The sequence below is a fragment of the Acinetobacter calcoaceticus DSM 30006 = CIP 81.8 genome (assembly GCF_000368965.1).
GTDB classification, from domain to species: Bacteria; Pseudomonadota; Gammaproteobacteria; order Pseudomonadales; family Moraxellaceae; genus Acinetobacter; species Acinetobacter calcoaceticus.
This window is the reverse complement of sequence record NZ_KB849780.1, coordinates 319,160-335,310: the sequence shown is the minus strand read 5'-3', so window position 1 is coordinate 335,310 and position 16,151 is coordinate 319,160. Positions and strand designations below refer to the sequence as shown.

The window sequence follows — 16,151 nt, the reverse complement described above, 5'->3', positions numbered from 1 at the left end:
TTAAATATGTCAGAACACCGTAAACCTGAACAGGGTGTAAAACTTCGTGGCGCAGAAAAAGTCGCAAGAATTCCTGTAAAAGTTGTACCTACGGTTGAAGTGCCGCGTAAACCTGACTGGATTCGTGTCAAGATGACGGCACCAGAAGAAGTTCAGCGTATTAAAACGACTTTACGTGCTCAAAAACTCCATACCGTTTGTGAAGAAGCAGCTTGTCCTAACCTCCCAGAATGTTTTGGGGGCGGTACGGCAACATTCATGATCATGGGTGATATTTGTACACGCCGTTGCCCTTTCTGTGATGTTGCACATGGTCGTCCAAATGCGTTAGATGCTGACGAACCTCGTCACATGGCAGAAACCATTTCCAATCTGAAACTCAAGTACGCAGTAATTACTTCTGTTGACCGTGATGACTTGCTTGACGGCGGTGCACAACACTTTGTGGACTGTATTAAAGAAGCTCGTGCGCTTAGCCCAACTACATTGCTTGAGATTTTAGTACCTGACTTCCGTGGACGTATGGATATTGCTTTACGCATTATGACTGAATGTCCGCCAGACGTATTTAACCACAACATTGAGACTGTACCTCGCTTATATAAAGCCATGCGTCCGGGTTCAGACTATCAACATTCTTTAACCTTACTCAAAATGTTTAAAGAATATTGCCCAGATATCCCAACGAAATGTGGTTTGATGGTGGGTATTGGTGAAACTGAAGAAGAAGTCATTGCTCTACTTGATGACTTACGTGCTCATGATGTGGACTATGTCACTATTGGTCAATATTTACAGCCTTCTAAACAACACGCACCAATTGACCGCTTTGTAACACCAGAAGAGTTTGAACGTTATGCAGAGCATGGCCGCAAACTTGGTTTTAGAAATATTTGGTCTGCACCAATGGTTCGTTCAAGTTACTTTGCTGATCGTCAATACCATGGTGAACCAGTACCAGAAGTTCGTCGTAAAGTAGATCCTGCTAAGAAAATTGCTGTTCAGGTCATCGAAGCTTAATAAATTAAATATCTATAAAAAGCCCTCTGTATTAGAGGGCTTTTTATTTGTATAAGAAAATCAATAACATTTCTTGACAAATCAATAAAATAACCCCTTACACTTTCACTCAAAAATATCTTATACCTAAAAGTACGATATATCCCTGCTCTAGCATATACATCAATATTTGCGACATAAAAACTCAAATTTAAACAGCAACAAAATAGCTAGTTAAGCCTTGAATATCTCCTCGCTTTTGTAACTTCACCCACTTGAGGGCTTAGCTAAAAAGGAGCAAGTATGATTTTCCTACTCTTTATATTAAGTATTATTATTCAGCTTATTACAGTATGGGCAATTTTCTTTTTTAACTTAAATAAAGTTCTTGGTAGCGGTGTGGCCATTATTGTTGCCATACTTTCGGCATTCTTGCTAACACCATGGTCTCTGCTTTTAGGTATTCCAATTATTGCGCTCAGCATCATTATTTTAGTTGAGCCATTACGATTTAACCTAATTACCAAGCCAGCCTATAAGACTTTAGCGAATTCAATGCCGAGCATTAGTACCACAGAACAAGAGGCTTTAGAGGCTGGTACCAGTTGGTGGGAAAAAGAGTTATTCATGGGAGCACCTGATTGGTCTCAATTTGAAAAGTATCCCTACCCAACTTTGTCAGAAGAAGAGCAAAGTTTTATAGACAATGAAGTTGAATTACTTTGTAGCATGCTCAATGAATGGGAAATTCATCATCACTTAAAAGATCTTCCTCCTGAAGTTTGGCAATTTATTAAAGATAAAGGTTTTTTAGGGCTCATTATTCCAAAGTCTTTTGGTGGTAAAGAATTTAGCTCATTCGCACAAAGTCGCATTATGAGCAAAATTGCTTCACGCTCACTCACCACCGCGGTGAGTTGTATGGTTCCAAATTCATTGGGACCAGGTGAGCTGCTGATGCACTACGGTACCGATGCTCAAAAACAACAATACTTACCCGGTCTTGCCAAAGGTGAAGAAATTCCATGCTTTGGTTTAACCAGTCCAGAAGCGGGTTCAGACGCTGGCGCCATTCCAGATTCTGGGGTCGTTTGTTACGGCGAATATGAAGGTGCTCAAGTTCTTGGGCTACGCATGAATTTCTCTAAACGCTGGATTACCCTTGCACCAATTGCTACCGTTGTTGGCCTCGCATTTAAACTTTATGATCCAGAAGGTCTACTCGGCGATAAAAATAAAACAGAATACGGCATTACCTGTGCACTCATTCCTGCAAGCCATGCGGGGATTAAAATAGGAGCACGTCATTTTCCAGGTTCTCCATTTATGAATGGAACCGTAGAAGGAGAAGATGTTTTCATTCCAATTGACTGGATTATTGGTGGACAAGAAAATGCTGGTAAAGGCTGGCGCATGCTCATGGAATGCTTAGGAGTTGGTCGTGGTATTTCACTTCCAGCCCTAGCAACCGCTGCTGGTGAAATGAGCTATCTCACCGTAGGAGCTTTTGCGAAAATTCGCCAGCAATTTAATATCTCTGTTGGCAAATTTGAAGGTGTACAAGAAGCGACGAGTGAAATTGCAAGTGATGCCTACATGCTTGAGGCATTCCGTTATTTAGTCACTTGCGGATTAAATCAAGGTGGAACACCTGCCGTGATGACTGCGATGGCAAAATATTATGCAACTGAAACGATGCGCAAAGTGGTCAATCACGGAATGGATATTGCCGGAGGACGTGCAATTCAACTTGGACCACGCAACTTCCTTGCACTCACCTATCAAGCAATTCCAATTGCAATTACAGTCGAAGGCGCAAATATTTTAACCCGTTCTTTGATGATTTTTGGTCAAGGTTCAATGCGTTGCCACCCTTACCTTTTTGAAGAGTTGCAACTACTTCAGTCTGAAGATAAAAGCACTTCAGTCAAAAAATTCGATGATCTGTTATTCAAACATTTAGCCTATACCTTTAACCGCGGAGCAAAATCATTTGCTTATGGTTGGACAGGTGGCTCAAGCGATGCTCCGCAGTCAGTAGATCAATTTACTGCCAGTTACTATAAAACGATTAACCGTTTTAGTGCCAACTTTGCTTTAGTTGCAGATATGGCGCTTGGCTTACTTGCAGGAGACTTAAAACGCAAAGAAATGTTATCAGGACGCTTGGCAGATATTCATGCTCACCTTTTTATTTCTACTGCAATTTTAAAGTTTTATGAAGCTGGTCAAAAAACTGAAGCTGAACAACTTCACGCTAAATTAGCTCTGCAAAAAGCTTTCTTGAATATTCAGGAAGCATTTTGGGGCTTATTTGAAAACTTCCCAGCTAAACTTCCCGCAGCATTTGTAAAATGGATCTGTTTCCCTTTTGGTCGTGTCATTTCAAAACCCGATGATGAGTTAAAAAAGCAAGTTGCTGAACTTATGATGCAAGAGCATCCTTTTAGAGAACAACTCAAACATCATGTATTTTACTCAACCAAAGCCGATGATGTGACTGGTCGTTTAGAGCATACATTCCAAATTCTACGAACCATTGAACCACTTTGGGATAAGTTTAAAAAGGCTGAATCTAAAGGGAAATTTAAAGGACTTACTTTCGAAGAAAATATCGAACACGCTACAAAAGAAGGTTTTATTTCTGAAAGCGAAGCTCAACAATTATTGCAATACAACGCAATTCGATTCGACAGCATGCTTACAGATGTTTTTGATGAACATTTAAATAAAGATCTTCCTTTATCTAACCCTCATCAAATTTAGTGACTGATGCCTCCACTAATTCACTATTGCAATCATTTTTGATTCGCATTAATTAATAAACAGCCATAAAAGCGTCAATCGACGCTTTTATTTTTAGGAGAAATTAATGTCTAAGCAAGATTACGAAAATGGATTAAAAGTTCGCACAGAAGTGATGGGAGAAGCTTTTGTAAAACGTGCCCAAGAGAATACCGTACCATTTACTCAGCCATTGCAAGACTGGATTAATGAACATGCATGGGGATCTACTTGGCAGCGTGAAGGTGTGCTGCCGCGCAAATATCGTTCATTAATTACTTTGGCAATGTTAACTGCACTTAAGTCACCAACGGAACTCAAAGGCCATGTTCGCGGCGCACTCAACAATGGTTGTACAGTTGAAGAAATTCAAGAAACGTTATTGCATAGCCTGCCATATTGTGGTGCCCCTGCTACTCAAGAAGCCTTTCGAGCGGCTTTAGAAGTGATTCAAGAATATCAACAAAAATAACTTTAATATGAGCCAGCACTCTACTGGCTCTTTTTTATCTAATTCAATTTGATTGAACGCATTTGAAAATTACGATCATCAATCACGATAACCTGACGACAAATTCCTTCCACTTGACGTTGTTTTTCAAAGACTGCCGCTGACATCGGTTCAAAACTATCAAAAAAGCAGATTTCATTTTGATCTATAGAATAAATGAGTGACTGATTTCCGATCCCCTCTAAAGTATCGTAATAGACAATCACCATTTTTCCATTTTGAATTGTAGCTTGAATATCCTGATAGCTTAACGCTGGGCCCGTTGGTATTTTCAATACATTTGCTTCTTTATAACTCATATGTTCGCTTGGGCTAATATTTGGATCTTTATCCGAATAAAATGACACATCAAACCCAAATTTTTTTAAAGCAACAGCCAAGGCAATTGTATAGGTGCCGTCTTCATCATATCGACAAATTTGAATCAGCTCGGAAATATCAATTTGAACCCCATGATGCCGAAGTACCATCCAAACCGCAAAAACACCGCTATTCGCTTCGAGGTTTGCCAAAGATTCGGGAATGTTTAAGGCCATAATTTAAATCTAAAGTCGTAATTAAGCAGATAATAAACAAAACTGGATTGGCACTAAAAGCTTTTCCAAGTACAATGTTTCGCTAGTCGAGGGATGCTGCGACAAGTGATCGGCACTAAAGATCAATTTGCCAGGCTCGACAATCGGTTAAACGCTCGTTTTTAACCAACAACGGCATCCGCGAACAGAACGATCCATACTATTTTTTCCCTAGGAGATCCTGATGAACGCGGTTAATGCTTCATTTACAGATTATAAAGTTGCTGACATCTCACTTGCTGACTACGGTCGTAAAGAAATCAAACTTGCTGAAGCAGAAATGCCAGCTCTAATTGGTTTACGTAAACGTTATGCAGCCTCTAAACCACTTGCTGGCGCAAAAATTCTTGGTTGTATCCACATGACCATTCAAACAGCGGTTCTTATTGAAACGCTTATTGAATTAGGTGCTGAAGTTCGTTGGACTTCATGTAACATTTTCTCGACTCAAGACCATGCTGCTGCTGCAATTGCTGCTCGTGGTATTCCAGTTTTCGCTTGGAAAGGTGAAACTGAAGAAGAATATGTATGGTGTTTAGAACAACAAATTAATGTTAATGGTCAACCTTGGGATGCCAACATGATCTTGGACGATGGCGGTGACTTAACTGCTCTTGTTCACGACAAATACCCTGCTCTTTTAGAACGCATTCACGGTATTACTGAAGAAACTACAACAGGTGTTCAACGTCTTATCGAAATGTGGAAAGACGGTTCTTTGAAAGTACCAGCTATCAACGTAAATGACTCTGTTACTAAGTCTAAAAACGACAACAAATATGGTTGCCGTCACTCATTAAATGATGCAATCAAACGCGCAACTGACATGCTTTTGTCTGGCCGTCGTGCGCTTGTGATCGGTTATGGTGATGTTGGTAAAGGTTCTGCTCAATCTTTACGTCAAGAAGGCATGATTGTTCGTGTAACTGAAGTTGACCCAATTTGTGCAATGCAAGCATGTATGGACGGCTATGAAGTTGTATCTCCATACAAAAACGGCGTACAAACAGGCAAAAAAGAAGATATTAACCAAGACTTACTTGGCAACACTGACCTTGTTGTAACTACTACTGGTAACTACCACGTATGTGATGCTGCAATGTTAGATAGCTTAAAAGCTGGTGCAGTTGTATGTAACATCGGTCACTTCGACACAGAAATTGATACTGCTTATTTACGTGGTTACAAGTGGGTTGAAGTTAAGCCACAAGTTCACCAAGTTTATCGTTCTGAAGATGAAAATAACTACCTCATTCTTCTTTCTGAAGGTCGCCTTGTAAACCTTGGTAATGCAACTGGTCACCCATCACGTGTGATGGATGGTTCTTTTGCTAACCAAGTGTTAGGTCAAATTCACTTATTCCAAGAGAAATTTGCTGACCTTCCTGCAAACGAAAAAACTGCAAAAATTCGTGTAGAAGTTCTTCCTAAGAAACTTGACGAAGAAGTTGCTGCGGCAATGGTTGCAGGTTTTGGTGGTGTACTTACTCAATTAACTCAAGAGCAAGCTGGCTATTTAGGTGTTGCTGTTGAGGGACCATTCAAGTCTGACGCTTACAAATACTAAGAACTTAAGGGCAGACGGTGAACCGACTGCCCTTTTTTCTAAAAATATTGTTTCGCTGTTTACAAGGATTTGACATGACTAAACGTATACCCATTTCTTTTGAGTTTTTCCCACCGAAAACTGATGCCGGTGCTGAAAAACTTCGTATTGTTCATCAAGAATTACAACTATTAAATCCTGATTTCTTCTCGATTACTTATGGTGCTGGTGGTTCTACTCGTGAACGTACTCTTGCTGCTATTGACGATTTCAATGGCAAAGGTACGCCAGTTGCTCCTCACCTTTCGTGCATTGGTGATGATAAAGCTCGTATTGCTGAGCTACTCGACCTCTATAAAGCGCAAGGAATTAACCGTATTGTCGCTTTACGGGGTGATTTACCGTCTGGTCAAGTCGGACTTGGCGAACTTCCTTATGCTCAAGATTTAGTACGTTTTATTCGTGAGCATTCAGGTGATCATTTTCATATTGAAGTTGCAGCTTATCCAGAAATGCACCCTCAAGCTGAGAACCTTGATTCAGATATCCAACGTTTTATTGAAAAAGTACAAGCTGGCGCTAATGCAGGAATTACTCAATTCTTCTTTAATCCAGACTCATACTTTTATTTTATTGAGCGCCTAGAAAAAACTGGAGTTAATATTCCAGTAGCTCCTGGCATCATGCCGATTACCAATGCCAGCAATTTAATTCGCTTTGCTGATGGTACTGGTGCAGAAATTCCTCGCTGGATCCGTAAGCAATTACAAGCCTATGGCGATGACAGTGAGAGTATTAAAGCTTTTGGTCATGAAGTTGTTGTTAAGCTATGTGAACGCTTGATCGCAGGTGGTGCACCAAGCTTACATTTTTATTCAATGAATCAAGTCGAACCAACTCGTCAACTCGTCGTTGATCTTGGTTTAAATTAATTTTGTAAGGCGTACCCAATGAATCGTTTTTTTATCGAAACTGAACTTGCTGTTGGCTCAACAATTCAACTGACAGAAACAGTATTTCATCATTGGGTGCGTGTTTTACGTGCACAATTACAAGAACAAGCCACTCTCTTTAATGGTCAAGGTGGCGAATATCTCGCGACACTGACCGAAATTAATAAAAAAAATGCATTTGTCACAATTGAGAGTTTTAACCCTACTAACCGTAGTGCCCCTTTTAAAGCTGTCCTTGGTCAGGTCATGAGTAAAGGTGACCGAATGGATTATGCCATTCAGAAAGCAACTGAACTTGGAGTAAGTCAAATTCAGTTGCTTACAAGTGAGCGCTGTGAGATGCGCTTAAAATATGATCGAGATCAAAAAAAATTAGATCACTGGCAAGCTGTTGCAATTGCAGCATGTGAACAATGTGGTCTTAACATCGTTCCAGAAGTGTTAGCGCCCATTTCTCTAAGTGAATGGTTAAGCTCTACTCAACTTCCCGCTTCAAAATTTGTTTTAGCACCAGAAAAAGAACAAAAAGATGTATTAGCAGGCATACAACCTGAACTTGCCTTATTGATTGGACCAGAAGGCGGTTTAAGTGAAAATGAAATTACTCAAGCCAATCAAGCTGGTTTTATGAATTGGTGTATTGGTGACCGTGTCTTACGCACAGAAACTGCGCCTGTTGTTGCCTTATCTATTTTAAATTATCGGTTTTTATCCAGCTAAGTTCATTGAACATTGATTAAATCATTATTTAAAGTTAATTTACTTTTATTGTATGAATAAAATTTCAAATTCTTTATCACTGATAAATCAGATTCTTTCTGTATATATGTAAAAAAAAATAGGATAGAAAAATCTTATGTCCGGGCTTCAGGAAGAATATTTACAGCATCAAACAAAAATTGAGCAGCTAAAACTTTCAATTCAATATATACGCTGGTATTTGATTAGCTTAATACTGTTATGTCTGATCTCATATGCTATTTTTTCTTATTATTTTTCATCTTCAATAACCATATTTAACTGGTCTATCGGCCTCACTATTGCATCTTTTACTTGCCTATTATTTGTTCCAAATATTTTAACCCACTATCGTACTATTAATTTTATTAAAAAAGCTGATCTTATATTACAAAGTATTTGTTTTATTTCAGGAATTTTATTAGGGATAACCGTTACAGTTATTCATTTCTATCTTCCTCAAGAGTTAGTTTCGTTACCAGATGCTCATATTTTAATTGCTTTGTTTATCACTTCTGCCCATATCATTGGCCTGACTTTTTTAACGCAACAACCTCGATACTTTTATCTTTTATTCATTCCCAGTACATTACCCCTATTAATCGCTCAATTTACACATACACCCATTGCTCAGCTACCTTTTTATTTCGCCTATAATATAGCTTTCGTGGCTACAGTACTCTGCGCATACGCAACTCAACGTAACTATCAAAAGATTTCTAAACTATTATTAAAAAATAAACAGCTTGTTCAAATTTCAGATCAACACACTCAGTGGGCTGAAGAATTATGTGTGCAACTTCAACAAGAAGTGAATAAATCTAAAGATATTGAAGCCCAGCTCCAATTTAACAACCATTTACTTGAGCAAAAGGTACGTGAACGCACTTACGATCTCACCAAAATGAATGAGCAACTCGAAAGCCATCACTACAATTTAGCTTTTGCACATGAAACGGCTGGCATTCGACCTTGGGACTGGGATATTGAAAATCAAAAATTAGAAATTACGTTTTTCGATCAACAAAAACAAACTCAGACGACTATTATTCATCTCAATACCATTTTAGACCGCATACATCCAAGTGATAAAAAGCTTTTTGACGAGCGCTTGAAACAACATTTGGAAGGAATTACAGATCATTTTAATGTCAATTTTCGAATTTTACGTCGTGATGGTTCTTGGCGATGGATTCATGATGTAGGCCGTGTCATTACAAGAGATCCTAAAACACAAAAAGCACTTCGTATGGTTGGTATGACCCGAGATATACATCAAGAGAAAAAAGATCAAGAACACTTAAGACTATCGGCGATTGTGCTTGAGCAAGCCGCGGAAGGCATATTTATTTTAGATGAACACTTGAACTATATTGATATTAACCCTTACTACGAAAAATTAACTGGATTTTCTAAATCAGAACTCCTAAATAAAGAGTTATTTAGCATTACAATTAATCAAAAAGAACTACAACAACAATTTCATAGCTCAATTACCCAACAGCTCCTCGAAACTGGAGAATATATGGGCCAATTTGACGAAAAGTTTAGTTCTGGCAAAAGCGTATATTTGTGGTTACACATCAATGTGGTCAAAGATGAGTTCAATCAAATTACAAATTATATTGGATTTGCAAGGGACCTCTCTGAGCAAAAACGTCAGGAACAGCATCTATCCTATTTAAAAAATTACGATAGCCTCACTCACTTGCCTAATCGTCTTTACTATTACAACCAACTTCATCAATACCTTGTAAATCCATCATATAACATTAAAAACTTAGCATTAATACGAGTAAATATTGACCGCTTTAGAGCTTTTAATGAATTTTTAAATAATGATAGTGGTGATGAACTTCTTAAACAGTTTGCACAACGATTACGCTTAATCAATATTAATGCAATTTTAGTTGCCTATTTAAATGGTGATGATTTTGCAATTATTTATGAAATTTCCCCAATTCATCCAAATATTGAACAATATTGCCAAAATATTTTGCAGGCACTCAATGCCCCTTTTTATATTGATAATCAAGAATATTTCATTACCGCATCTATTGGCGTAGCATGCTTTCCTGAGCATGGACGACAAATTGATCATCTAAACAATCATGCAGAACAAGCACTTTCAGAAGCAAAACGCTTAGGAGGCAATACCATTTCTTACTATTGCAATCAAACAACTCACTCGTATAAATCTGCCGATTTAGAGCAAGAGTTACGTAAAGCCATTCAAAATGATGAATTTGTCGTTTATTACCAACCCAAAATCAATCTACAAGATCAATCAATTATAGGTTTTGAAGCATTAATTCGCTGGCAACATCCCGAAAAAGGATTAGTCATGCCAAATATGTTTATACCTTTTGCTGAGCGTAGTAGCCTGATTTCGGATATTGGTAAAGTCGTTTTAGATAAAGTTGGAAAACAATTACAAGAATGGAAAAGCCAAGGCTACACAAACATTCAAGTCTCTGTAAATATTGTTGCTCAGCAAATACATCGAGGCTTATTACTCAATGATATTGATGAAATTTTGCAGAAATACAATATACAAGGTTCAGATCTTGAACTTGAGATTACTGAGTCAGCCCTCTTGGACAATACCGATAACGTCAAAACGTTATTACATGCAATAAAACAACGAGATATTTCAATTGCGCTTGATGACTTTGGTACAGGCTATTCCTCTTTAGCGTATCTGACTGAATACCCAATTGATGTATTAAAAATTGACCGTGCTTTTATTTCTAAAATTGGTGATCACAAACAAGAAGCCATTGTAAATGCCATGATTGCGATGGGTAAAAGTATGGGGCTTAAACTGGTTGCCGAAGGTGTAGAAACAGAGGAACAAGTTGCCTATCTACAAAAACAGCAATGTGATTTTTTACAAGGCTATTTCTTCAGTCGTCCTATCCCGGCTGAGCAAATTATTCCTTATCTACAAACAGATTCGCCTATTTCTTAATGGTTCTCACAGACTATTTTTACATATGCTGCTTTTTCCAAAAATGAGCGTTTTTGACTGTGAGAAATAAAGAAGTAGTGTTATATTCTTTAGCATTTAGCTCACTACAGGGCTATTGGCAATTCGTCTACTATTCTCTTAATTGATAAAAATTAAAGCATAGTAAAAGAACCGAGTTGCCTTCCCCTGAATGAGTGATTTGACTAGTTTGCTTTTTTGTATCAAATAGAGACTCAGATGGACGATCAATCTTTAAAACAGGCCGCTTTAAATTACCATGAATATCCAAACCCAGGGAAAATCAGCGTCACCCCAAGTAAGCAACTTGTCAACCAACGAGATTTGGCTCTAGCCTACTCACCCGGAGTTGCTGCGCCATGTTTAGAGATTGAACGTGATCCTTCAACTGCTGCTAAATATACAGCGCGCGGAAACTTGGTTGCTGTAGTCACTAACGGTACTGCTGTTCTTGGTTTAGGTAATATTGGCCCATTGGCTTCTAAACCTGTAATGGAAGGTAAAGGCGTTCTCTTCAAGAAGTTTGCTGGTGTTGACGTATTTGACATCGAAATTGCAGAAAACGATCCAGATAAAATCGTGGATATTGTTGCCTCTCTTGAGCCAACTTTCGGTGGTATCAACCTCGAAGACATTAAAGCGCCAGAATGTTTCTATATCGAAAAGAAACTTCGTGAACGCATGAAAATTCCTGTATTCCATGACGATCAACATGGTACAAGTATTATTGTAGGTTCAGCTTTGCTCAATGCATTGCAACTTGTAAATAAGAAAATTGATGAAATCAAAATCGTAGCTTCAGGTGCAGGTGCAGCAGCACTTTCATGTTTAGACTTGCTTTGTGCGCTTGGTGCTAAAAAAGAAAATATTATTGTTGCCGATTCTCGTGGCCTATTAACGACTTCTCGCGAAGGCTTAGACGAATCTAAAAAACGTTATGTTCAAGATATTACAGCATCTCAGCTTCATGAAGTAATGACTGGCGCTGATATGTTCTTGGGTCTTTCTGCTGCTGGTATTCTCACCAAAGAAATGGTGAAACAGATGGCAGAGAACCCTATTATTTTTGCTTTGGCAAACCCAGATCCAGAAATTTTACCTGAACATGCACATGAAGTACGTTCTGACGTCATTATGGCAACTGGTCGTTCTGACTATCCAAACCAAGTAAACAACGCATTATGTTTCCCATACATTTTCCGTGGTGCACTTGATGTTGGTGCAACTACGATTAATGAAGACATGAAAATTGCATGTGTACATGCAATTGCGCGTATGGCTCATGTTGAAGCTGATGCAGCAACTTATGGTGAAAAATCTGCTTCATTTGGTCGTGACTATTTAATTCCACGCCCACTTGATCAACGTTTAATTTTAGAAATTGCACCAGCTGTTGCTAAAGCTGCAATGGACTCAGGTGTAGCAACTCGTCCTATCGAAGATTTCGCTGTGTATCGTCAAAAATTGTCTGAGTTTGTATATAACTCTGCATTCTTGATGAAACCAATTTTTGCTCAAGCAAAAGCTGATCCAAAGCGCATTGCATATGCGGAAGGTGAAGACGAGCGCGTATTACGTGCAGTACAAATTGCTGTTGATGAAGACTTAGCTAAACCAATTTTAGTAGGTCGTACTGCTGTAATTGAAGCAAATATCAAAAAATTAGGCCTACGTTTACAACATGGCGTAAATATTGAGATTGTAGATCAAGAACAAAACCCGATGTATGAAGAGTTTTGGAAAGACTACTATCAAACAATGCAACGCAAAGGCATCACTGTTGAATATGCTCAACGTGAAGCTCGCCGTCGTTCAACGTTAATTGCATCTCTACTGGTTAAATTCGGTAAAGCAGACGGTATGTTATGTGGTACTTACAGTAGCTATAACATTCACCTTGACTTTGTACGCAATGTTATCGGTCTTAAAGAAGGCATGAATAACTTCTTCACATTAAATGCATTAATGCTTGAAGATCGCAACTTGTTTATCGCAGATACCTATGTAAACACTAACCCGACCGCTGAACAACTTGCTGAAATGACTATTTTGGCAGCTGAAGAAGTACGTCGTTTTGGTATTACTCCACGTGTAGCACTGCTTTCTCATTCAAGCTTTGGTAGCGACCAAACTGATTCAAGTGCTCAAAAAATGCGTGAAGTTTATCGCATTTTATCTGAACAAGCTCCTGAACTTGAAGTTGAAGGTGAAATGCATGGTGATGCAGCATTAGACGAAAATATTCGTCAATTTGCATTTCCTGGTTCACGTTTTAAAGGTTCTGCAAACTTGCTCATTATGCCAAACCTAGATGCAGCAAATATTTCATTTAACTTGTTGAAAGCGACTTCTGGTAACAACGTTACTATTGGTCCAATTTTGCTTGGCGCAGCAAAACCTGTTCATATTTTGACACCGACAGCAACGACTCGTCGTCTTATCAATATGACTGCTTTAACGGTTGCGGAAATCCAACAACAAGAAAAGTAATTTAGAAAGAGCTTTTTACGAAAAGCCTGTCTAATGACTTGAGAAAACCTCTATTCTGTAGCATGATTGCTTGAAGAATAGAGGTTTTTTCATGCAAGTGTATTTAGTAGGCGGTGCCGTCCGAGATTCTCTACTTGGGCATCCCTATCAAGAAAAAGATTATGTTGTGGTCGGAGCAACGCCTGAACATATGCTCGCCCAAGGTTTTCAACCTGTAGGCAAAGATTTTCCTGTGTTTCTTCATCCTAAAACTAAAGAAGAATATGCACTTGCACGTACTGAGCGAAAGTCCGGTAAGGGCTATCACGGTTTCCAGTTTTTTACCGATACCACAGTAAGTTTAGAAGAAGATTTAATTCGCCGTGATTTAACCATCAATGCCATAGCAATGGATCAAGATGGCAAAATATATGACCCCTATGGTGGTCAGACTGATTTAGAAAATAAAACCTTACGACATGTTTCAGAAGCTTTTGCTGAAGATCCTTTACGTGTTTTACGTGTGGCACGCTTTGCAGCTCGATATTCTTCATATGGTTTTCATATTGCATCTGAAACCTTACAATTGATGCAAACAATGGCTGAATCAGGTGAACTCGACGCCTTAACACCAGAACGTGTGTGGAAAGAGACTTCGCGTGCGCTTTTAGAAGACCATGCAGATATTTATTTTCAGACACTACGGGATTGCGGTGCCTTAAAACATCTTTTTCCTGAAATTGACGCATTGTTTGGTGTACCACAGCGTCCAGAATATCACCCAGAAGTAGACTGCGGCATACATACTCTGATGTCTTTACAGCAAGCGTGTAAGTCAAACTACTCGCTTGATGTTCGATTTGCTGTTTTAGTACATGATTTAGGTAAAGCATTAACGCCGGTTAACGAACTTCCTCGCCATATCATGCATGAAGAACGCGGAGTGAAACCAGTTACCGAATTATGTGAACGTTTAAAAGTTCCAACTCAAACTCGACAGTTGGCATTATCGGTGTGTAAAGAACATCTAAAATGCCATCAGATTATGTCGTTAAAACCCGGAACTGTATGGCGTTTATTACAGCGTTTAAATGTATTACGTCGCCCAGAGAGAGTGGAAGCTTTTGTACAGGCATGTGAGTGTGATGCTAGAGGAAGACTAGGTTTAGAAGATCGCCCCTATCCTCAAGCTCAGTATATGTTAGATGCGATGCAAGTGGTTCGCTCTATTAAAGTTCAGGACTTACCCGAGAACATTAAAGGTGCTGAAATTGGTGAAATGTTAATTCAATGTCGCATTGATGCTTTAACTGAGTTTAAACATCAACATCAAACACCTACACATTCTTAATTTAAGCCAATAAAAAAGCCTCATTACGAGGCTTTTTTGTTTTTACTGTTTAGGCAGTGGTATATATTGAGATTGAGTATTTTGGTTTTTTCTTTCCCCAACTGCTACCACAAAGTTTTCTTGCTTCCCAGCTCGCTCAACCACCACATTAATTTCGCTATTAGGTGCTTGTAATGCAACGTAATTAATCAAATGAGAAGCTGAGGTAATTGATTCATTATTCACCTGAATAATTTTATCACCAACTTTAATGCCCGCAGATGCTGCTGGACCGTTTTTCAAAACATCAGCAACGACCACACCAATTTGTTGTTTTGGTGCTAATACATCTTCTTGTGTAGGCGGTACTAGACTAATGCCCAACCATCCACGTACAACACGACCATCTTTCAAAATCGAGTTTAATACTTGTTGGCAAATTTTAGCTGGAATTGCGAAACCAATACCTAAAGAGCCGCCTGACTGCGAGAAAATAGCGGTATTTACCCCAATTAAGTTACCAGCGACATCAATTAAAGCTCCGCCTGAGTTACCTGGGTTAATTGCAGCATCTGTTTGAATGAAATCTTCATAGGTATTGATGCCTAAATCAGATCGCTCAGTAGCAGAAATAATACCTTGAGTTACCGTTTGCCCTACTCCAAATGGATTACCAATCGCTAAGACAACATCACCCACTTCATTACCGCTGAGCTTAAATGGCAACACGGGTAATTTATCTAAATCGATTTTAATTACGGCTAAATCCGTATCAGGATCTGTTCCAACAATAGTTGCTTCTGCACGACGTCCGTCACGCAATGCAACTACAATTTGGTCAGCCTGAGCAATCACATGATTATTGGTAAGAATATAACCATCAGCACGAACAATAACCCCAGAGCCTAAACTATTTTCATTTTGCTGTTGTTGTTCAGGAACCTGATTTCCAAAAAATTCGCGGAATACTGGATCACTTAACAATGGATGATTTTGTTTAATTTTCTGGGTCGTAAAAATATTAACAACTGCCGGCGCTGCAACTTTTACCGCAGCACTATAAGATACCACCCCGCCTGCTCGTGAAGTATCAACCAGTGGTTCAACTTTTTCGGCAGGCATTTGCACCCCATCAACTGCAACAGTTGGTTTCGGCTGATGGTATTTTTGCCATGCAATAAAACTGGCAATTACAATAATAAGTAACACCCAAGGTAACCATGTAAAGGTGCGGCGCACGTTCATATCCTCTACGCA

At 38.9% G+C, this 16,151-nt stretch carries 11 protein-coding genes; 9 read left to right on the top strand and 2 right to left on the bottom strand.

From position 1 onward, the window contains the following. Positions 1–6 precede the first annotated feature (6 nt). The 3 genes from lipA (at position 7) to F936_RS06470 (ending at position 4,255) form a co-directional block, all read left to right on the top strand. The gene (gene lipA / locus F936_RS06480; RefSeq protein WP_005046057.1) at positions 7–1,020 is read left to right on the top strand and encodes a lipoyl synthase; all 1,014 of its coding nucleotides are present in this window, start codon (positions 7–9) and stop codon (positions 1,018–1,020) included. A gap of 282 nt (positions 1,021–1,302) precedes the next feature. Then, positions 1,303–3,765: an acyl-CoA dehydrogenase gene (locus F936_RS06475; RefSeq protein WP_005046056.1), complete on the top strand. Its 2,463-nt coding sequence runs from the start codon at positions 1,303–1,305 to the stop codon at positions 3,763–3,765. 106 nt (positions 3,766–3,871) lie between these two features. Further along, the gene (locus F936_RS06470; protein ID WP_000043120.1) at positions 3,872–4,255 is read left to right on the top strand and encodes a carboxymuconolactone decarboxylase family protein; all 384 of its coding nucleotides are present in this window, start codon (positions 3,872–3,874) and stop codon (positions 4,253–4,255) included. 38 nt (positions 4,256–4,293) lie between these two features. On the opposite strand, the gene F936_RS06465 is transcribed toward F936_RS06470, so the two are convergent. Continuing rightward, complete coding sequence (locus F936_RS06465) at positions 4,294–4,830, bottom strand: cysteine peptidase family C39 domain-containing protein (protein ID WP_005046054.1); 537 nt, start codon at positions 4,828–4,830, stop codon at positions 4,294–4,296. Between the two features lie 223 nt (positions 4,831–5,053). On the opposite strand from F936_RS06465, the gene ahcY reads away from it, so the two are divergent. From ahcY to F936_RS06435, 6 genes are all read left to right on the top strand, one after another. Further along, positions 5,054–6,436: an adenosylhomocysteinase gene (gene ahcY / locus F936_RS06460; protein WP_005039164.1), complete on the top strand. Its 1,383-nt coding sequence runs from the start codon at positions 5,054–5,056 to the stop codon at positions 6,434–6,436. 74 nt (positions 6,437–6,510) lie between these two features. Continuing rightward, entirely contained in the window at positions 6,511–7,347 is an 837-nt protein-coding gene (gene metF, locus F936_RS06455) for a methylenetetrahydrofolate reductase [NAD(P)H] (RefSeq protein WP_005046053.1), read from the top strand. Between the two features lie 18 nt (positions 7,348–7,365). Next, a complete protein-coding gene (locus F936_RS06450; protein WP_005046051.1) occupies positions 7,366–8,088 on the top strand; it encodes a 16S rRNA (uracil(1498)-N(3))-methyltransferase in 723 nt (240 codons plus the stop codon). A 136-nt stretch (positions 8,089–8,224) separates the two neighbouring features. Next, a complete protein-coding gene (locus F936_RS06445) occupies positions 8,225–11,077 on the top strand; it encodes a putative bifunctional diguanylate cyclase/phosphodiesterase (protein ID WP_005046049.1) in 2,853 nt (950 codons plus the stop codon). 237 nt (positions 11,078–11,314) lie between these two features. Then, complete coding sequence (locus F936_RS06440; protein WP_003650593.1) at positions 11,315–13,585, top strand: NADP-dependent malic enzyme; 2,271 nt, start codon at positions 11,315–11,317, stop codon at positions 13,583–13,585. 91 nt (positions 13,586–13,676) lie between these two features. Next, positions 13,677–14,915: a multifunctional CCA addition/repair protein gene (locus F936_RS06435; protein WP_005046048.1), complete on the top strand. Its 1,239-nt coding sequence runs from the start codon at positions 13,677–13,679 to the stop codon at positions 14,913–14,915. Between the two features lie 42 nt (positions 14,916–14,957). Here the strand turns inward: F936_RS06435 and F936_RS06430 are convergent, their stop codons facing one another. Beyond that, on the bottom strand, positions 14,958–16,133 hold the full coding sequence (locus tag F936_RS06430) for a S1C family serine protease (protein WP_003650588.1): 1,176 nt from the start codon (positions 16,131–16,133) through the stop codon (positions 14,958–14,960). Positions 16,134–16,151: the final 18 nt, after the last annotated feature.